The sequence below is a fragment of the Thermosynechococcus sp. JY1331 genome (genome assembly GCF_031583475.1).
GTDB lineage: Bacteria > Cyanobacteriota > Cyanobacteriia > Thermosynechococcales > Thermosynechococcaceae > Thermosynechococcus.
In genome coordinates this window covers 2,413,252-2,431,545 of the sequence record NZ_CP134180.1, presented here as the reverse complement: position 1 = coordinate 2,431,545, position 18,294 = coordinate 2,413,252, and the positions used below count along the sequence as shown (strand labels likewise).

Annotated in this window: 18 protein-coding genes and 1 riboswitch; of the genes, 2 read left to right on the top strand and 16 right to left on the bottom strand. The window is 52.9% G+C overall.

Features of this window, described 5'->3' with window-relative positions:
• Window positions 1-15: 15 nt before the first annotated feature.
• Entirely contained in the window at window positions 16-2,364 is a 2,349-nt protein-coding gene (locus RHJ31_RS11945) for a tyrosine-protein kinase domain-containing protein (protein ID WP_302676739.1), read from the top strand.
• A 4-nt stretch (window positions 2,365-2,368) separates the two neighbouring features.
• On the opposite strand, the gene RHJ31_RS11940 is transcribed toward RHJ31_RS11945, so the two are convergent.
• The 7 genes from RHJ31_RS11940 to egtC all read right to left on the bottom strand — a co-directional run bounded on the left by RHJ31_RS11940 (window position 2,369) and on the right by egtC (window position 9,829).
• The gene (locus tag RHJ31_RS11940; RefSeq protein ID WP_302676738.1) at window positions 2,369-2,812 is read right to left on the bottom strand and encodes a hypothetical protein; all 444 of its coding nucleotides are present in this window, start codon (window positions 2,810-2,812) and stop codon (window positions 2,369-2,371) included.
• Window positions 2,793-4,427, bottom strand: a complete 1,635-nt coding sequence (locus RHJ31_RS11935; protein ID WP_206201168.1) for a 2-isopropylmalate synthase — start codon at window positions 4,425-4,427, stop codon at window positions 2,793-2,795. The genes RHJ31_RS11940 and RHJ31_RS11935 overlap by 20 nt, the downstream gene beginning before the upstream one ends.
• Window positions 4,428-4,501: 74 nt before the next feature.
• The gene (locus tag RHJ31_RS11930) at window positions 4,502-5,533 is read right to left on the bottom strand and encodes a sirohydrochlorin chelatase (protein WP_302676737.1); all 1,032 of its coding nucleotides are present in this window, start codon (window positions 5,531-5,533) and stop codon (window positions 4,502-4,504) included.
• A gap of 32 nt (window positions 5,534-5,565) precedes the next feature.
• Window positions 5,566-5,707: riboswitch (cobalamin riboswitch) on the bottom strand.
• A 35-nt stretch (window positions 5,708-5,742) separates the two neighbouring features.
• Window positions 5,743-7,269 (bottom strand): peptide ligase PGM1-related protein, encoded by a 1,527-nt coding sequence (locus tag RHJ31_RS11925; RefSeq protein ID WP_302676736.1) that lies wholly within the window; start codon window positions 7,267-7,269, stop codon window positions 5,743-5,745.
• Between the two features lie 130 nt (window positions 7,270-7,399).
• The gene (locus RHJ31_RS11920) at window positions 7,400-7,816 is read right to left on the bottom strand and encodes a hypothetical protein (protein ID WP_310445814.1); all 417 of its coding nucleotides are present in this window, start codon (window positions 7,814-7,816) and stop codon (window positions 7,400-7,402) included.
• 122 nt (window positions 7,817-7,938) lie between these two features.
• Window positions 7,939-9,072 carry an SUMF1/EgtB/PvdO family nonheme iron enzyme gene (locus RHJ31_RS11915; RefSeq protein ID WP_206201171.1) on the bottom strand — a complete coding sequence of 378 codons (1,134 nt, stop codon included), beginning with the start codon at window positions 9,070-9,072 and terminating at the stop codon, window positions 7,939-7,941.
• Complete coding sequence (gene egtC / locus RHJ31_RS11910; RefSeq protein WP_310438484.1) at window positions 9,047-9,829, bottom strand: ergothioneine biosynthesis protein EgtC; 783 nt, start codon at window positions 9,827-9,829, stop codon at window positions 9,047-9,049. Before egtC ends, RHJ31_RS11915 begins: the two co-directional genes overlap by 26 nt.
• Before the next feature lie 140 nt (window positions 9,830-9,969).
• Between egtC and RHJ31_RS11905 the strand changes: the two genes are divergently transcribed.
• Window positions 9,970-10,680: a DUF2232 domain-containing protein gene (locus RHJ31_RS11905; protein ID WP_149820125.1), complete on the top strand. Its 711-nt coding sequence runs from the start codon at window positions 9,970-9,972 to the stop codon at window positions 10,678-10,680.
• On the opposite strand, the gene fni is transcribed toward RHJ31_RS11905, so the two are convergent.
• The 9 genes from fni to RHJ31_RS11860 all read right to left on the bottom strand — a co-directional run bounded on the left by fni (window position 10,677) and on the right by RHJ31_RS11860 (window position 18,173).
• Window positions 10,677-11,705, bottom strand: coding sequence for a type 2 isopentenyl-diphosphate Delta-isomerase (gene fni / locus RHJ31_RS11900; RefSeq protein ID WP_302676733.1), 1,029 nt, complete (start codon window positions 11,703-11,705; stop codon window positions 10,677-10,679). The genes RHJ31_RS11905 and fni overlap by 4 nt on opposite strands.
• Before the next feature lie 69 nt (window positions 11,706-11,774).
• Window positions 11,775-12,911 (bottom strand): geranylgeranyl reductase family protein, encoded by a 1,137-nt coding sequence (locus RHJ31_RS11895; RefSeq protein WP_302677820.1) that lies wholly within the window; start codon window positions 12,909-12,911, stop codon window positions 11,775-11,777.
• A gap of 56 nt (window positions 12,912-12,967) precedes the next feature.
• Entirely contained in the window at window positions 12,968-13,858 is an 891-nt protein-coding gene (locus tag RHJ31_RS11890) for a cation diffusion facilitator family transporter (RefSeq protein WP_302676732.1), read from the bottom strand.
• Window positions 13,859-13,881: 23 nt separating this feature from the next.
• The gene (ctpC, locus tag RHJ31_RS11885; RefSeq protein WP_302676731.1) at window positions 13,882-15,183 is read right to left on the bottom strand and encodes a carboxyl-terminal processing protease CtpC; all 1,302 of its coding nucleotides are present in this window, start codon (window positions 15,181-15,183) and stop codon (window positions 13,882-13,884) included.
• A 117-nt stretch (window positions 15,184-15,300) separates the two neighbouring features.
• The gene (locus RHJ31_RS11880; protein ID WP_190278045.1) at window positions 15,301-15,639 is read right to left on the bottom strand and encodes a hypothetical protein; all 339 of its coding nucleotides are present in this window, start codon (window positions 15,637-15,639) and stop codon (window positions 15,301-15,303) included.
• Between the two features lie 68 nt (window positions 15,640-15,707).
• A complete protein-coding gene (gene argB / locus RHJ31_RS11875) occupies window positions 15,708-16,595 on the bottom strand; it encodes an acetylglutamate kinase (RefSeq protein WP_302676730.1) in 888 nt (295 codons plus the stop codon).
• A gap of 19 nt (window positions 16,596-16,614) precedes the next feature.
• A complete protein-coding gene (locus RHJ31_RS11870; protein ID WP_315862992.1) occupies window positions 16,615-17,085 on the bottom strand; it encodes an SRPBCC family protein in 471 nt (156 codons plus the stop codon).
• 179 nt (window positions 17,086-17,264) lie between these two features.
• Window positions 17,265-17,510, bottom strand: a complete 246-nt coding sequence (locus RHJ31_RS11865; protein ID WP_302676728.1) for a chlororespiratory reduction protein 7 — start codon at window positions 17,508-17,510, stop codon at window positions 17,265-17,267.
• 63 nt (window positions 17,511-17,573) lie between these two features.
• Window positions 17,574-18,173, bottom strand: coding sequence for a CAP domain-containing protein (locus RHJ31_RS11860; protein WP_206201181.1), 600 nt, complete (start codon window positions 18,171-18,173; stop codon window positions 17,574-17,576).
• Window positions 18,174-18,294 lie beyond the last annotated feature (121 nt).

Here is an 18,294-nt window from a genome sequence, read left to right as displayed (position 1 = left end):
AGTTGAGTTTGCCCTATGTCAAGTGAAAATAACCATTTGTCGTTGCCCTCTGAAGCCTCTCGGCCAAGTTTGTGGCAGCCGCAGCCAATTGATAAGGTGACCATTGATCAAGTACTTCGCGGGCTGAAGCGGCGCTCAGCAGTTGGCATATTGGCAGGTGCACTAGTCTCAATTGGCTTTTTGGGATACTCTTACCTCTTTTTGAGAAGCTATCGACACTCTGTGTTGGTGCAGGTTGAACCTATCCAATCCTCAGGCGCTCGGCCAGGAACATCTTTAGAGTCACTCCGTCAGCTTGCTCCAATATCCCTGCCCCTTTTGTCAGCTGAAACAAAAGGTGATGTGGCAACTTTGGTTCAGGTACTCAATAGCGATATTGTTTTGCGTCCAATTTATGAGAAATTTTTAGTAGAAAATCCTGATCTAGATCCAAAACGATATTCGTATCAATCTTTTATTGGATCCTTGAAAATCCAGCCAGCGAAACTAACCTCAGGTAATAGACTACTAGATCAGTCAAGTCAAAAGATTATAGAAATCCAATTTTCTGCAAGAGAAAAAGAAAAGATAGAATCACTCCTAGGAATCCTTGTTGAAGAATTAAAAAGATTTAGTGAAGAAGAAAAGCAGAACCAAATAGCGGATAATCTGCGCTATGTTAACCAAGAAATTCAGAAGACCCTGAGTCAAATTGACGATCTGGAGGATCAACTTAACCAATTTCGCTTTCAGAATCGGGTAGTACGACCTGACCTAGTTGCTTCCCAGTTTACCTCTGTGGCCTCTGGCAGCAGCGATCTTGAAACTTATCTTAGTCTTTTGGATAATTTGATCTCTGCAAGAAATGAAAATAGAGTAAAATTGGAGTCGGCTCAGGCAACGTTTAACTCCCTCGAAGCACAGTTAAGGCTGTCTCCTGCTGAGGCACTTGCTGCTGCCAATCTAGCTGCTTCTCAAAGCTATCAGGAGTTGCTAATAAAATTAACAGAAACGGAAACCAAGCTAGCTGGGGAGCAGGCCAAGGTGAATGAAAACTCACCGACGGTGCAAGCGCTACAGGAAGAAAAACGACTACTGCTAGAGCAAGCCAGACAGGAAGCGCGACAGATTACGATTAGAAATCAAGATCAAGTTCGTCAACCCGAAACGCTGATTGGTTATCAAAGTGCCGTTTCTGGGTCTCTAATCGAGAAGTACATAGAGACCAGAATTGAGCTTGAAGCGCTGCGGAGGGCAGATGCTGAATTAAGCAACCAAATTCAGGCCACCGAGGCAGAGATATCGCGAGTAATACGCCTTGCCAATCCTTACCGCAAGATTGAGCAACGTTTTGCAGCAGCACAGGAATCTCTGAGGTTATTACTGCAAGCTCGACAGTCCCTCCAACTGCAGATTGCGCAACGAGACTTCACATGGCGAGTCCTCTCAGATATTGACAACAAGGAAGAATATCAGGTAACCCAGCGTTTATTACGGGCACTGGTGATAGCTTTGATGCTGGGGGGAGTGTCGGGGCTATTTCTAGCTCTAGTGCTCGATTGGTTGGATGATCGTTTCCTAGAAGTGGAGCAAATTCGCCAACAAACTCCCTTGCCGATTCTTGGCGAGATTCCTCTGACGAAGACATTTGATCAATTGGCCTTTAGTCGCCTAGAAACGCCGTTGACGCTCTGGGGATTGCAGCACCGTTTGCCGAGTGCCACACCTGCTTTTAGGGAAAGTTTTTACTTCCTGTTGACGCAGCTAGAGTCGCTGGGATTGCCGCGCTCTTTGGCAATAACGGGTACAGCGGGCAAAGAAGGACAAACGACCCTTGCGATTTACCTTGCGGTTGCAGCAGCGGCGATGGGAAAACGGGTCTTACTGGTGGATGCCAATTTGCGTCAGCCCAGCATGCATCAAGGACTTGGCATTCCCAATGTCGCAGGCCTAGGGGAGTTGTTGCAAGGGGAAATGCCTTTTCCCCACTGGTTCAGTCTTTTGGCAAATCGTGCGGAAAGACTTTGGGTACTGACGGCGGGTCAGGTTCAGCAAGAGCCGATGATACTGCTGAGTTCTGCGCGGTGGTTTGATTTCTTGGAGGGCGCTAAGGATACCTTTGACTGCGTGATTCTGGATGTGCCGCCGATCTTGGCTGCTGCGGAGGCGCATCGGGTTCTGGCAGCGGTGGAGCGGGCGCTCTTGGTTGTGCGGTTAAAGAAAACGCGACGCGAAGCTTTTGCTCAGGCACTACAGGCTTGTGATCTGAGTTTACAGCAAAAGCTGCTTGGGATTGTCGTCAATGGTGTAGCTGTCAACCACCGAGATTTCAGAGGTTATCAGAACAGTGCTGCTGAGTCAGCGGTGGCACCCCTCGCTGTCTAAGGTCTCACATCTCCCTTTCGGGGGACAAAATAGCCATTAAAACAGGCCCAAAGAGTAGGGCATGGGCAGCTAAGGTGAGGCCGGTCCAAAGCAGGGGAAGCCAGCGCCAAACTCCTGCTTCTAGGGGCGGAAACAGGGCATAGGCTAGCCAGATGAGGGTTGGCGGTAAAATGATGAGCAAAATAGCTAACACAAGGCCAACAACGGTGACCTGAGAAGAGGGGCGGTGGAGCGATCGCCAGCCTGTACCTGTCCACTGCCAGCGAAAAGCGATCGCCCCATCTTCAAGGCGAGCCGTTTGGCGCTCAGGATTAAGGGTAAAAATGTGGCGGCAAAAGTTACAGGCATGGGTTTCCATGAGCACCATTGGGGCAATTTGGCCATGGCGGCAAATGGGGCAGGGGTAGATGCCGTGGTGCTCAAGGGGCTTAGGGAGTGGTTCCACCATGAACCTCAGCGGTCTGGGGGTGGAGGCGTTGCTGCTGGAGCCCGCGATAGAGACGATTGAGGGCATTCATATAGGCATGAGCCGAAGCAACAATAATATCTGTATTGGCGGCATGGCCCGAGTAAATGCGATCCCCATGTTGCAGGCGAATGGTCACCTCGCCGATGGCATCAATTCCCGCGGTCACTGACTGCACGGAATACTCAATGAGGCGATTGGGAATTTGCACCACGCGGTTAATGGCACGATAGACGGCATCCACAGGGCCTGTGCCAATAGCGGCATCTGTCAGCTCCTCACCACTGGGCAGACGGATGGTTACGGTGGCGGTGGGGCGGGCGCGATCGCCACAGGAGACCTGCACAAATTCCAGCTGGTAGCCTTGAACATCAATGGCTTGGGTTTCATCTTTAACAATAGCTTCTAGATCCCAGTCAGTGATTTCTTTTTTCTTGTCGGCCAGTTCCTTAAAGCGCAAAAACGCCTTGTTGAGTTCCGTTTCACTGAGTTCAAAGCCCAGCTCGCGCAGGCGGGTGGCAAAGGCATTGCGACCAGAGAGTTTACCCAAAACAATTTGGTTATCGGCAAGGCCAATGAGTTGGGCGTCCATGATTTCATAGGTTTGCTTGTGCTTGAGGACGCCATCTTGGTGAATGCCTGATTGGTGAGCAAAGGCGTTGGCACCGACGATCGCTTTATTGGGCTGAATCAACATGCCCGTTAGATTGGAGACCAAGCGGGAGGTTTTGTAAATTTCGCGGGTGTTGATATTGGTCAGGGGTGCTTCTGATTCGGGGGGACGGCCTAGGAAGGGATTGAAGTACTGCCGCCGCACATAGAGAGCCATCACCAATTCCTCAAGGGCAGCATTGCCGGCGCGCTCCCCAATGCCGTTAACCGTACACTCCAGTTGCCGTGCCCCATTTTTGACTGCTTCGAGGAAGTTGGCAACGGCCAAGCCCAAGTCGTTGTGACCATGGACTGAAATGACGGCACGATCAATATTCGGCACGTTTTCCTTGATGCCTTTGATCAGGGCGCCAAACTCGGCGGGGGTGGTGTAACCCACCGTGTCGGGAATGTTAATTGTTGTGGCACCGGCGTCAATCACCCGTTCCAAAACTTGATAGAGAAACTCAGGATCCGAACGCCCGGCATCCTCAGGGGAAAACTCAACATCATCCACAAAGGACTTGGCATAGGCCACCATTTCGGGGGCAATTTCCAGTACCTCAGCGCGGGTTTTCTTCAGTTTGTACTCTAGGTGGATATCCGAGGTGGCAATAAAGGTGTGAATCCGCGGATAGTAGGCGGGTTTGAGGGCTTTTGCTGCTGCTTCAATATCTTGGCGGGTGGCACGAGCCAAGCCACAGATCACTGGCCCCGTTTCGGTGCCCACGGTTTCAGCAATCCGCTGCACCGCCTCAAAGTCACCGGGACTGGCAAAGGGAAAGCCTGCTTCAATAATATCCACCCCCAGTCGCGCCAGTTGACGGGCGATCGCCAGTTTTTCATCCACATTCAGCGAGGCACCCGGCGACTGTTCACCGTCCCGCAGGGTGGTATCAAAAATTAACACCCGGTCAACCGTCTGGGGAGGATATTTAATACGCATAGACAAGCCCTATCTAAGCTTGAGAAAGAGTAGCAGTCATCATTTACTCTAACATTTTCACTGGGGAGCGATGCCTAGGGAACTTGCCAAATGCGTTGGTGGTAACTGGGCAAGTGATCCAAGTCCACGGTTGATCCATGGTGATGGTGGTGAGGGTGATGCCCCCCGTGACCATGGCTGTGGGAGGGGTGCTCATGATCCTGATGATGGTGGTGATGATGGCTATGGCCTGCCACCAAGCGGAATTTGCAGGCTTCACAGTTCATGGCCACCTGCCCCGTATGGGTTTCAATTTCCCGCTGCCGCGTGAGATAAAATAGTTGCGGGTGCAGGCCAATTTCCGGTAGGTTCACGTATTCAACACTGGGATAGGCGGCTTGGGCTTCTGCGGTAAGGGTATAGATTTTCTTGACTAGTGCCCCTGTAAACATGAAGTGGGGCAGGACAATGACGCGGCGGGGCTGGTAAAGATTCGTCCGCCCAAATCCTTCGGGTAGGCGGGGATGGGTAATGCCAATAAAGCAGACCTCAACGGTTTTGTAGCCACTGCCTTCCCAGAGCATGCGGGCTAGCTTAAAGACATCGCCATTGGCATCGGGATCACTGGAGCCGCGTCCCACCACTAGGAGAACGGTTTCTTCGCGGCCAATGCCTTGGGGATTAAATTCTGGTGAGTCCAAGCGTTCAAGGCGCGATCGCCACAGGGTTAAAATTTCGGGGGCAATGCCATAGTGGCGGCCATAGTGATAGCGCAATTGCGGAAACGCCCGCCGCGCCCGATCCAACTCATTGGTAACGTCAAACTTATTGTGGCGAGCAGCAAAGAGTAAAACTGGCAGCACTGACAAGTCTGTATGGCCTGCGGCAGCACACTGGCTGAGCACCTCAAAAATCGAGGGTTCCGTTAACTCCAGAAAACAGGGAAAAACAGGCCGGCAGGGATCCAGTTGATAATAGGCTTGGGCAAAGTCCAAAAATGCTTGGCGACCTTCCGGATCGCGCGTCCCATGACCGACGAGTAAAAGCGGTCGAGATTGGGGGAGAGGGGGTAAATCGAGGCTAAAACCGAGGGGATTGAGAATGGAATCGTTGAGCGTAACAACCACGTTGAAACTCCATGCCCGTGCGACGCAGGCAAACAGAGTGAACCACAGCAAGTAGGCATTCTGGCTGAGGGGGGTTCCCCATCACAGCTGCGGCACAGCACCAGACTTGCACTGGATTTTCCCTACAGGCTGCTCTTCACAGTGAACGTTGCCAATTGTAGCGAGATTCTCAGACCCCTGTCTATGCAGGGGGTGGGCACATGAGAGACCTATAGCGCCGCAGCATCGAGAACGCCAATGGTTTGGTCGTAGATGGCTTGGGCTTCTTCGGGGGTGTTACCAATGCTGACGAGTCCCAGCTTACCAAATTCCGAGAGTGCCCCCATGAGGTGAAAGACAGTGCCCGTTTCGGTGCTGGAGTCAAAGTGGAGATGGTAGCGGGCAATCATATCCAAGAGATCATTGGGCAGGAGGCCGCGATAGTGGGGTTGGCAGAGGTTATCGGAGGCAATGTAATACTTGGGACGGCGGTGCTTGCTGTAAAACAGTCCAGAGGCTAGCTCATAGTGGCCATCGGTGAGGAATTTTAAGGTCATGAAGGGGTGCGTGGTACCACCCTTGCGCAGGTTAATTTCAATGGCGTAAAGCTCCCACCCTGCTGTTGTCTGGGTGGCAACAACGTCCACACCAAAACAGCCGATCACCCCCTGCTGTGCCAAGTACGTCCCTACCTTTTGCCCCAATTCTTGGAGTTGTTGGCGATAGTCGGCATGGGCAGGAAATTCACAGCCAATGAAAATTTGACCTGTGGGGGCATTGAGTAACTGCTCATGGGTGGAGACAATTTCAACACTGCCTTTGGGGGTAATGCAGCCTTGGACACTGGGCGATCGCTTGACTGTCCCTTCCACAAAGGCTTCGACAATGCCACCCAGATCCATAAATCGCTGCCGATAGGAGAGCCAAGTTTCATTAGGCGCCTGAAAGACCATCTCCTCTAGGCTATTTTCAATCCGTTGTAGATGATCGGGGGTGTGTGGGCTGCCAAGGGGGCGCAGTGGGCGCAGATCAAGAAGAGCATTGCCTTCTCCGGAAAAAGCCTCATTGAGTTTCACCACCACCCGTTGCAGTTCAGGAGATTTCTCTTGGAGGTGAGCGATCGCGCGCACCAGTTCCGGTACCCCCTGCAAAAAACCGCTGCCCATCGGATGGGGAATGCCTGCGGCCGCAAAAAGTTCCCGACTGCCCGCCTTGGTTCCCCAGTAGAGGAGGTCGGGATCCGTCGAGTAGAGGGGAATGCCTAAGCGTACCGCCAGTTCCCGCTCCAAAGGGGTGGAGTTAAAACACACCATGTAGGCTTGGTTGGGACGCAGGGCTTGACGAATCCGCTGCAAAAGGCGAGGCCGCTCTAAAATTTTCGCAGTCAAGGGTTTATCGGAGCGATCGTAGGTGGCCAGCAGCAGCAGGCGATCGCGGGCATGGGAACTGGGTACGCCGGGGAGTAAATCCAGATAATAGTCAATAATGCTGGGGTGCAGCGGCTGGGACGTCACGTAGATCATGCGGGTACGCGGATTCCGCAACTGGATCAGCGTATAGAGTTGCCGCTCCTCGTAGTGGGTATAGCCGGTGATCTTGGCCAGCTCCGGTTGGGGAAAGCTCAGGGAAGGCACCACCACAATATCGCGCTCAATGCCGCCGGGACCCTTGGGTAGTTCAGGAATAAACGTTTCTGTCCCGTCCCAGCACTCCAAGAGTCGCGTTTGCAGTTGGCGGAATTCCTCAGCAATTGACATCAAAACGCCCCTATGCCCTTGTCCCTAGTTTAGGGAGTTTGAGTCGCACTCATCGCTTGGGGGTCATCTTGTTCAAACTTTCTTTACTGAGGAACGGTGCTTCGTTTGCTCAGCTTCAATAGCCAACAAACTAAGGTTTGCCATCCAGTTCAATGTACCTGACATGCACCTGAGCGGGGCGCAGAACAAAGGGATTTTGCCACTTGCCGGCAGGACTGGGGTACGTTTTTTCGGGATAGGAGAGCAAATCGCTGTAAACGGCGCTTAATTCAATGGGAATACCTGCTGGCACATTAGTCATCTTAAAGGTACATTGACCATCCTGAGCACCAGCGGCAGGACCAGTAGCAAATACCTTGATGGGCGGTAAATTTTGCGGTTTAGCAACAACTTGAATCGCTGAGCAGGCAGCCGGTGCAACATTGCCCATTTGATCGCCAAAAAAGATGCGACCTTGCAGCGTTGCTGTGGGAAGTGCCAATGCTGTGACAGTGTGAGCTAGGGTTCCAGTTAGGACAAGCAAAGCGGAAAAAGCGAAGTTTCTCATAAGGTGCCTCGCAAGAGGATAGTTGATAGTCTGATTCTGGCGAAGCCTAAGGAGAGTGCCCGTGAAAAGGATCACAGGATCACGGGGAACTTGGGCACAAAATTAACCCACTTCACCCAGATCTAGGCCTCAGACTCAATCGGGAGTGCTTCTAGTTGAACATAGCGGGCGCCGGCAAACACCTCACGGGTGGTGCGGCTATACCAATTGCGAAATGAGGGTCGCTTGAGAATGGGGCGCGTCCAGTGACTACCGCCTTTTAGAACAAAATGCTTGCCATCAAAGTAGGGCGCAGAATACCCCCGGTAGGGATAGCTCTGGAACTCCGGATAGGGGGCAAAGGGACTTTGCGTCCACTCCCAAACGTAGCCCTGATTCAAGAGTCCCTGCTGAGCAGCAATCTCCCATTCCCGTTCACTGGGGAGACGTTTGCCTTGGAAATGGCCATAGGCTTCAGCCTCATAGAAACTGAGTCCCCACATAGGTAAGTCCAAATCCTCAGGAACGGGGTAAAAGGGTGCTGTGATCCCCTCTGCTTCGCGCCATTCCCAACCACTGCTGGACCACCATTCCCGCCGCTGATAACCACCCGCTTCCACAAAGGTGAGAAATTCCCGCCAGGTCAGCGGTGCCGCATCAATCGTAAAAGGAAGTAGTTCGACACTCTGGACTGGCTGCTCGTTATCAAGGGCTAAGAGGTCTTCACTGCCAATGACATAACTGCCAGCGGCAATCCGTTGCCAAGACTGAGGCGACGATAGGAGAGGGGGCAAGGTGGTGAAAATCCCCTGCATCGCCAGCACCATTTGCATCGTTTCACTGTGTTGGGCTTCATGCTGCAAAATCCACCACCAGAGACGGACTTCCCGTTGCCACTGCTCGTCGCTAAGACTGTAGAGGCGATCGCCCGTCTTTTGGCGAATCTCTGCTAAGTAGTCAAGTAGCTGGCCACGCGGCGGTAGATGCTGTCGTTCGGCCTTGGGGCGGCCATCGGCGGCATACCAATAGCGATCGCGATCGCTCACCCCTGAGGATTCCGGCAAAAGCCAAAAAGCTTCTGTGTAGCCAATGTGTCCCAAATGCCACCCCACGGGACTATAGAGGGGATGGGGCTGCGCACAAAGGACGGCCTCGCTCAACTCAGCCACAAGTTGGCGTGTAAATTGCCGCTGGTTCTGAAAGGCTTGCCAAAGGGCTTCGCGATCCCAAGGATTAAACGGGGTTGAGGTCTCAGAAGGTATAAATCTCTGGTTCACTCTGCAAACTCATCAACAGCAGTTTATTTTCGGGTAAAGGATACCACTCCGTTTGCTGATCTACCGGCTCTGAGGTGAGTTGAATTTTCTCGGCATCTTGACTCCAGTACAGGGTGGGGGGTGGTGTGCCCCGCGCACAGCGGGTGGCGAGAATATAGACGCCATCAGTCAGAATCATGGCGGCACTGACACTGGTACGCGCTGCCTGCGCTAGGGAAAAAACAATTTGCAGTGTTTGCCGCAGTACCATCAACGGTGACAGCTGCGGATTCAACACTAATTCATTGCAAAACAGGGCAAAGAGGTGCTCAGAGTCTGTAGAGCCTTCAACAATGTTGTAACAAATATCCGACAGGCGATCGCGCATAGGGCGGTAGAGGGTTTGGCGAAAGTTCTCGATAAAGCCATTGTGCACCCCCAGCCAGCGTCCCCAGCGAAAGGGCTGCGTATTCGTCATCTGCACGGGTTGACCCGGTGTGGCACTGCGGACATTGGCCAAAAAACAGGTAGATTGAATGTAGCGGCTTAAATGCTCAGTAAAGTTAATATCATGCCACATGGGCAGCGTTTGCCGATAAAGAAAGGGGGGCACATCTTGGCGGGCAGCATACCAGCCCACCCCAAAGCCATCGGCATTTAAGCGTCCCGCCGTCATTTCGCGGGGTTGATAACTTTGCACCAACAGGGAATGGGGAGCATCCACCAAGGCATGGGCAAGGGACGTTTTGCGCCCCATATAGGCATAAAGACGGCACATAAATTAACATGTAAGTTTGATAGGAATACCTTACCCCCGATTCTAACTATCAGCAAAGGATTTTTCAGGGCGCTATATCCAGTTTGAGAGCTGGCAGTAAAGCTTGCTAGAGTGTAGAGAAAAAAGGTTATCTGCAATCAATGAACCCAACGGATTCCCTAGAGGATGATTTTCCCGACGTCGAAGCCATTGTGCCCCCTGAGCAGTCCCAAGCCTTGGGGCGATCGCAAATTCAGCGCACCCTTGTCATTACGGAAACGGCCTTCCTTGCCAGTACCGCTGCCCTGCTGTGGGTGATTAACTTTTATTTGCCCATTGGTCCAGTCTTGCGCCTATTTTTTCCAATTCCCATTGCCTTGGTGTATTTACGCTGGAACCGCCGCGCCGCTTGGATGGCGGCCATTGTCAGTGCCTTGCTCCTTTCTGTGTTGATGGGGCCACCCCGCAGTCTGCAATTTCTCTTGCCCCATGGCATGATGGGGGTGATTTTTGGCGGCTGTTGGGCCAAAAAAGAAGGCTGGGGACGTTCCATCCTCAGTGGCGCAGTGATTGGCACCGCAGGATTTTTCTTTCAGATTAGTCTTGTGTCCATTCTGCTCGGGGAAAACCTCTGGATTTACTTCAATCAGCAGGTCACGAATTTCATTGATTGGGTGCTGGTCAACCTCAACCTGCTGCTGGAGCCAACGGTGACCCTGATCCAAGTCGTGGCACTGCTACTTGTCTTTTTCCAGTCCACGGTGTATGCCTTAGTGGTGCATATTTTGGCATGGACACTGTTGGAGCGATTGGGCAATCCAATTCCAGATCCGCCCCCGTGGCTGCGCACGATCCTTGAAGACCCCCGCTAGATCCTTTCGAGACAGCGGCGCTGATAGAGGGCTTGGGGGGTGGCACTGCCGGTACAAAACAGCACGGTTTTCAATTCCTCAAGGATAAAATCAATGCGTTGCGCAAGTGTCTCCTCTGATTGATGGGCGGCCTGCAAAAAGGGGCGCGCTAAACCGGCAAGACTAGCACCGAGGGCAAGAGCCTTGGCCACATCAATGCCATTTTGAAGTCCGCCGGAGGCAATTAGGGGTGTATCTGGTAGGGCAGGATGAATTTGCTCCAGACACTGCGCCGTAGGCATGCCCCATTCGGCAAAGGCTGCTCCGAGGTACTGCTGACGCCCATCCTGAGCACGCGCTGCTTCCACCTTAGCCCAAGAGGTTCCCCCTGCCCCCGCCACGTCAATAGCGGCTACTCCCACATCCACGAGTTGCTTGGCCACATCGGCACTGATACCATTGCCCACTTCCTTCACAATCACCGGCACCGGTAGGGCACGGCAGAGAACACCAATTTTCGTCAACAGTCCCTTGAAGTTGCGATCGCCCCCCGTTTGGACGGCTTCTTGCAGGGGATTGAGGTGCAAAATCAAAGCATTTGCCTCTAGGAGATCAATAATCTTTTGGCATTCATTGACGCCACAGCCATAGTTCAACTGCACCGCGCCAAGATTGGCTAAGAGGGGGATAGTGGGTGCCTCTTGACGAATGGCAAACGTGGTCGCCACCTCTGGATGCTCCAGCAGCACTCGCTGGGAACCGACACCCATGGCAATTCCCTTTTGTTGCGCCACCCGGGCTAAACGGCGATTGATGTCTCCCGCTTGGGGGGTGCCACCGGTCATGGAGGAAATCAGTAGGGGGGCAGCGAGTCGCCAACCCAAAAACTCGACGCTCAGATCAATCTCGGCAAAGTCCAGTTCGGGCAGGGCACAATGGCGAAAGCGATACTTCTCGAAACCGGTGGTGACTTCTTGATGACTGACATCACCTTGAATACAAAGCTCGAGGTGCTCGGCCTTGCGCTGCTCAATGGGACTGCTCACCACTCGTGTTCCTAAAGTTAGGCTGCACCAACATTATAGAAGGCAGCTCAGGGAGCATCCCTATCGGCATTAACGGAAAACCGTCGGCACTCTCAACCCCGCTGCCAACAATTTCAGGCCATTGGCTGCTGCATCGCGGTAACGCAACTGACCGCAGAGAATTTGCCCCATCCGTTGCAGGGCGCTGGGACGTTTGATGGCCACTTCATAGGCCATGTGGGGCATCCGATAAAAAAGAGTCGCTAGACGTTTTGCCCAGACCATATCCGCTCCCCACGCCTGTTGGACTTGACGGGAATAGTCTGCGAGAGCCTCTGGATCACCATTGAGGGCGCGATCGATGGCTTGGGCGGCCAACATGCCAGTCAACAGCGAGGGACGAATGCCTTCGGCAGTAAACGGATCAACGATACAGGCCGCTTCCCCGGCAAGGAGGGCATTTTGGGTGTGCAGGCGCTGGTGCCGCTGCCAACAGTAGAGGGGGTGGCCATAGACCTTGACTTGACTGAAATCAACGCCAAAGGTTTCAGCATATGCTGCCCCGATCGCCCTCAGATTTTGCTTGCGTTTTAGGGAAAACGTGCCCACACCAATCGAGTAGCCCTCCCGTTTAGGAAAGTTCCAAATGTAGCCATTGTGAACGCGACCAAAGTCAAAGTGGGCTGCCCTCAGGGAATGATTGGGCATGGCTGCTTCAACCTCAATGGCTGCTCCTATACGCTGCTGACGATGTTGGAAGCCCAACCACTTGGCCATTGAACCTTTGGCACCATCACAGCCAATCAAATACTGCGCTGTGAAATCCCCCTTGGACGTATGCACCTGCCAGCGATCGCCCCCCCACGTTAGACCTGTAACGGGAGTTTGAGCCGCTACCTGCGCCCCCTGTTGCTGCGCCTGTTGAATCAGAAAATGATCAAACACATCGCGGCGCACCATCCATACTGCGTGCTCTGGGGGCAGTTCCAGCACTTGCGCTTCCCCACCCTGCCACGTACAGACCATTTGCGTCAGCTTCAGCGAGATAGCAGGAGTAAAGTCAAAGTCAAACCAAGCTTGCACTTGGGGCGACACACCTCCCCCACAGGGCTTGTAGCGGGGCAGAGCTTCCTTTTCCAGAACCAACACCCGCCGGCCTTGCCTAGCCAAGTGATAGGCAGCCGCACCGCCCGCAGGGCCTGAACCAACAACAATGCAGTCGTACACCACAGGGTCACTCCTCAGTTGCTTTGCGCAGATGCTCAAAAAATAGCAAAAATCACCTAAGAGAAGCTGATCTGACTGGATTCGTAGTTGGGGGGTTCGACGTGGATGACAATGCGAGCCGGTCCATAGCGGTCTTGCAGCAGGGCTTCAATTTGCTCGGTAATGTCATGGGCCGTGGGAATATCTTGCGCCTCGACAATTAAGTGCATCTCAATAAAGACTTGCCGTCCCACCATTCCCCGTGAGCTAATGTCGTGGCAATTAACCACACCGGGCACGGTCATCACTAGCTCATGGATGGCTTCGGGGGCGATCGCCATCTCATCCACCAGCCAAGGAATGTTGCTTTTGAGGACTTCCCACGCACTCCAAAACACAAGGGCCGCGACGGGAAATGCCAACACCACATCCAGCCAGGCCCAGTTGAAGGTCCACACCCCAATCAGCCCCAAAAGAACAATAATCGTTGTCCAGACATCGCTCAGGGTATGCTTGGCATCAGCAATGAGCACGGAATTATTCAGCTTGCGCCCCATGTGGTGTTCATAGAGAGTAAGGCCGATATTCATGCCAAGGACAAGGATCACAATCCACAGTTCTGCCCCTGTGATCGTCACGGCACTGCTTTTATGCAGCAGGCGCTCAACCGCACTTTGTAAAATCTCAAAGCACACCATGCCCAGAAAGGCGGCAATCCCCAATGCACCGAGGGCTTCAAACTTTTGGTGACCGTAGGGATGGTCGCGATCGGGATGGGGGTTAGCCCACTGCATGGCCACTAAGCCCAGTATGCTACTCCCGGCATCGGTCAAGCTATGCAGGGCATCGGCCTGTAAACTCAATGAGCGACTGAGAACACCAACAATGGCTTTAATGGCCGTCAGGGCAACATTGACCCCTAGCGCCAAGAACAATACCCGCTGGGCTTGTCGGCGGTGGTCGGCCACGGTGCTCACCTAACTGAGTGAACTTAAGGATTGGCTGTCTGGGGAGGACGCGCTGATTGGGTATTGCGTCGCTCTGCTAGGATGCGTTCATTGAGAACCGCAAGGGCCCGTGTAAATTGAGGATCGCGATCAGTGGCAATGTCATCGCGCGTCAGTTGTTCCCGCTGCTGCTCCGTGAGTGTGACTTCAATATCGGGTTCAATGCCTTTCTTGTTAATATCACGGCCACTGGGAGTAAAGTATTTGGCGATCGTCACTGCAATCCCTGCCCCTTCCCCCACCGGCTGGACGGACTGCACCAAGCCTTTCCCAAAGGTGCGCGTTCCCACCAACACGGCACGGCCATTATCCTGTAGGGCACCTGCGAGGATTTCGCTGGCACTAGCCGAGCCGCCATCAATGAGCACCACAAGGGGCTTATTGGTCAAGAAGCCGCGACCGGCACGTAAGCGTTCTGCTTCCCCTTGGCGATTGACCGTAGAGACAATATCGCCCTGCGGTAGAAACATGCGGGCAATTTCAGCACTAGCAAAGAGTAGGCCGCCTGGATTGGAGCGTAAATCCAGAACATAGCCTTCAACGCCTTGCTTTTCTAACTCCCGAATGGCGGCGCGCATTTCTGCTGCTGCATTGGAGCTAAAGGTGACAAGGCGAATATAGCCGACAGGGCCTTGGGGAGTTTGGCGCAAACTGTGGCGAACGGGATGAATTTCAATGCGGGCACGGGTGATCTCATAGTTCAAGATTTGATCGCCCCGCTGGATCGTCAGGCGCACTTTTGTATTCACCGGGCCACGGATCATGCTGACAGCTTGGTTGAGATCCATGCCCTTGGTGGATTTGCCATCAATTTTCAGGATCACATCCTTGGCCATTAAACCCATCTCAGCGGCGGGACTCCCTTCAATGGGGGAAACCACGGTGATTTCTTTGGTCTTTTCGTCCTGGGTAATGGTGATACCTACCCCTGTGAGTTCACCAGAGGTTTCAATTTGCATGGAGCGAAACTGCTCCGGATCCATAAAGCGGGTGTAGGGATCATTGAGCTTCTCGAGCATTTCCCGTGCTGCCTTGTAAGCATCCTCGGGTTTGGTGTAGTTCCGAGAGAGAAACTCCCGCCGCACGGCACGCCAGTCATTGCCATTGAAGGTGGCATCAACGTATTCACGGTCAATGACCTGCCATACTTCATCCACCAGTTCCTTAGGACTTTGGCGGAAACCCGCTAGGCTACGGGACCAGTGCAGACCCGCACCCGTGACAGCAACCAATGCCGTCATGACCACTGTCGTACTGACAACGAGCGTGCGGTGTGTGATTCCCATATGATTCGTCCTAAATTTTCGATCCTTTAGCCTACGCCCAATCTAGCACAAAGACTTGCCTTGGCCGTTGGCGATCGCAGGCTAAATTTTCCGACGCTCAGCAGGCTCCAAAAGTGCCTAGACCCCCAGTTGCTGGCGAATGCAGTAGTTCACACTTTCATCGAGAACCCGCTGTGCCCGCTGTTGGCGAGGAGATTGCGGTTGACCGCCGTTGGGATCAAGGGTTTGAAAATCAGTGTAGCTCAATCGCTGTTGAATGTAGTTGATGGAGCACTGACAAATATTACCCATCATTGAACGGGGCACAAGGGGAGCCGATCGGCGGCCACGCTCGATGCAGGTATCCATAAAACTATTCACCGCCACTGGGGGGTAGGGTTGGGAAATGGCCCCTGCTGGCAGCGTCAGGCTAGTGGCTAAGCTGCTACTAATTAGGATTAAAGAGAATAATTTCATAAGTAATAGGCGCTTACACTAAAACATCCTCGTCATACCCTAGGACGCCCTTTTTCATGCAAAAAGTTTCAATCAATAAAGGCGCGATCGTAGGCTGCATTGGAACCCACGAGCATTGAGCCAATCCCCGAATCGGTAAAAATTTCCAGTAATAGGGCGTGGGGCACCCGGCCATCAATAATGTGCGCTGCTTTCACCCCTTGAGCGAGCGATCGCACGCAACAGGTGACTTTCGGAATCATCCCCCCAGAGACAACCCCCTCTTTAATGAGTTGCCGCGCTTCGGCAATATCAAGGCGATAAATGAGAGTACTAGGGTCGCGATAATCCCGTAAAATACCTGCGGTATCCGTCAGTAAAATCAGCTTCTCAGCCCCCAAAGCCGCCGCAATCTCGCCAGCAACAGTATCAGCATTGATGTTGTAGGCTTGCCCAGTATCATCGGCAGCCACACTGGAGATGACGGGAATATACCCCTTCTCCACTAGTGCCGTAATCACGCGGGTATCCACCCCCTGTACTTCACCGACAAAGCCGATGCTATCTTCCCCTTGGGCGCGGGCACGAATCAGGTTGCCATCTTTGCCGCACAGCCCCACTGCTTTACCACCCGCCTGATTGATCAGGGTGACAATTTCCTTGTTGACCCGACCCACCAAGACCATCTCCACCACATCCATCGTTGCGGCATCGGTGACGCGCAGCCCATTTTTGAATTGGGGTTCAATGTTGAGTTTGCCAAGCCAAGTATTGATTTCTGGGCCACCGCCATGAACCACCACAGGGCGAATCCCCACATAGGAGAGAAAGACAATATCGCGAATCACCGAGTCTTTGAGGTGCTCTTCCTTCATGGCGGCACCGCCGTATTTGACCACAAAGGTGCGCCCGGCAAAGGCTTGGAGATAGGGCAGGGCTTCACTGAGAACACGAACGCGATCGCTATCGCTGAGCATAGAGTTTTCTTTTGTCCGTCTAAAAACCTAAGCAGGGATCAATGGGGGGCTGAGCAGAGGGGGGATCTTCCTCAGCCGCAACTGCTAAGCGGGCAGCCAACCCTGCCGCAGAATCGCGAATCAGTGACCAAATCAGCGGCGCCAGCCACCCCCGCAACATCACTGAGCAGGAAATCTGACTCCCACAGACCGTTGATTCTAAACGATAGGTTACCCGTTCCTCTACCCCCGGCAAGACCAAAATGCGAATACTCAACAGTTTTCCCGGTGATACCCGTTCGACAAAAATCTGAATCGGCCACGGAATCCAACGCGTCATGGCTTGGAAAATAAACCCCGGCTTGGGTACGAGTCCGTAGGGCACATTGGTGCGCAAAATCAAGGGATGCCACGACACATCGGCCAAATTCACCACTTTGCGCCAGATCAAATCCACCGATGCCGAGCTAAGGGCTTGGTAGGTGCCCGCCAACGGCCAGCTGTAGGTCATTTGCGGTTTTTTCTTTTGTTGACGACGGCGATCGGCCACAGTCTCGTTACCCTACTATTCCTGACGATTTGGACACCACGAAAGAATAAATAATCGCCTGAACCCTTGATTGATCCAAGAGCCTTATCTATATTAGAACGGAATTTTCCGAGCAGGAGTTTCGTAACTCTGTGTAACGATTATTTTTCTAAACGCACGGCATACCACTGAAGGTAGCCACCATTGGGTAATTGCAGTTCACAACCCGTTGTCATGAGGTAGTGGGCACGACTTTCCACATCGGGCAAAGCAAGTAGATCCGGCGTTAGGGAAACATCGGTTTCTGTTAAATACTCCACCAGCTTGGCCTGTAGCTCCATCGGCGTGAGAAAGGTCTCATCGCTGACAGTAGATTCAAGGACAACATACATCTCTTCAGTGAACATAGCGAATGCGGTTAAGTTGACATTGATTACATTGGAAATGATCCGCGCAGCAATGCTCTGCCTTTACTGGGCTGGCAGTGCAAACATCTGTACAGCATAGACTTCTCCGTGAGCTGAATTCAAAGCAATGCCAAAGCCAAAGCGGGTAAATTCAGGCCGCAGGATATTTTGGCGGTGCCCCTCACTATACATCCAGCCTTTTTGGAACCGCTCAATCAGCTTATAGTTGAGCACCAATCCGGGGGTGCCCTTCTGCTCCATGATATTTTCACCGACGCCACCGCGTCCCCCCAAGGCGATAAAGCGATCCATTGGGGATTGCCCATCGGGATTGGTATGGCTAAAGTATTGGCGTTTGAGCATATCTTCGGCGTGGCGTTGTGCGGCCTCTGTGAGTAATTCATCGGCAACAAGGGGCGGCAGTCCATTGAGCTGGCGATCGCGATTCACCAATTGCAGGGCAAAGGCTCGTATTTCCGCAAGGGAGCGTTTTGGCTGAGCAGCAATGACATCCACCTGTGGAGCACCAATTTGCCAATCTTGCCCCCCTTGGCCATTGTTCAAGTAAAAATACTCCTTGGCCGCTGCAAGGGCAATGCCGAGCATTAAGGTGACGTACAAGAAGACCTGTAGGCGTTGTTGATTGAGGTGGCGGCCAGCCATGGCTGCGAAGCTTGTTAATCTATTGTCAGTCTATTGTCAGTGTACGCGAGCAAGTGCGGAATCCCCTACATTTTCTGCCATTGCCCTCAACTGGTTTTCCACAGTACTGTAAACAATGGCT

Coding starts and splice junctions, on each gene's coding strand:
- RHJ31_RS11935 (WP_206201168.1), bottom strand. CDS start 4,427: ATGCGTATTAAATATCCTCCCCAGACGGTTGACCGGGTGTTAATTTTT.
- egtC (WP_310438484.1), bottom strand. CDS start 9,829: ATGTGCCGTCTTTATGCCTATATGGGGCGCAAAACGTCCCTTGCCCAT.
- RHJ31_RS11940 (WP_302676738.1), bottom strand. CDS start 2,812: ATGGTGGAACCACTCCCTAAGCCCCTTGAGCACCACGGCATCTACCCC.
- RHJ31_RS11920 (WP_310445814.1), bottom strand. CDS start 7,816: ATGAGAAACTTCGCTTTTTCCGCTTTGCTTGTCCTAACTGGAACCCTA.
- ctpC (WP_302676731.1), bottom strand. CDS start 15,183: ATGGGAATCACACACCGCACGCTCGTTGTCAGTACGACAGTGGTCATG.
- RHJ31_RS11905 (WP_149820125.1), top strand. CDS start 9,970: ATGAACCCAACGGATTCCCTAGAGGATGATTTTCCCGACGTCGAAGCC.
- RHJ31_RS11880 (WP_190278045.1), bottom strand. CDS start 15,639: ATGAAATTATTCTCTTTAATCCTAATTAGTAGCAGCTTAGCCACTAGC.
- RHJ31_RS11860 (WP_206201181.1), bottom strand. CDS start 18,173: ATGGCTGGCCGCCACCTCAATCAACAACGCCTACAGGTCTTCTTGTAC.
- RHJ31_RS11925 (WP_302676736.1), bottom strand. CDS start 7,269: ATGTCAATTGCTGAGGAATTCCGCCAACTGCAAACGCGACTCTTGGAG.
- RHJ31_RS11865 (WP_302676728.1), bottom strand. CDS start 17,510: ATGTTCACTGAAGAGATGTATGTTGTCCTTGAATCTACTGTCAGCGAT.
- RHJ31_RS11945 (WP_302676739.1), top strand. CDS start 16: ATGTCAAGTGAAAATAACCATTTGTCGTTGCCCTCTGAAGCCTCTCGG.
- RHJ31_RS11870 (WP_315862992.1), bottom strand. CDS start 17,085: ATGACCTACAGCTGGCCGTTGGCGGGCACCTACCAAGCCCTTAGCTCG.
- argB (WP_302676730.1), bottom strand. CDS start 16,595: ATGCTCAGCGATAGCGATCGCGTTCGTGTTCTCAGTGAAGCCCTGCCC.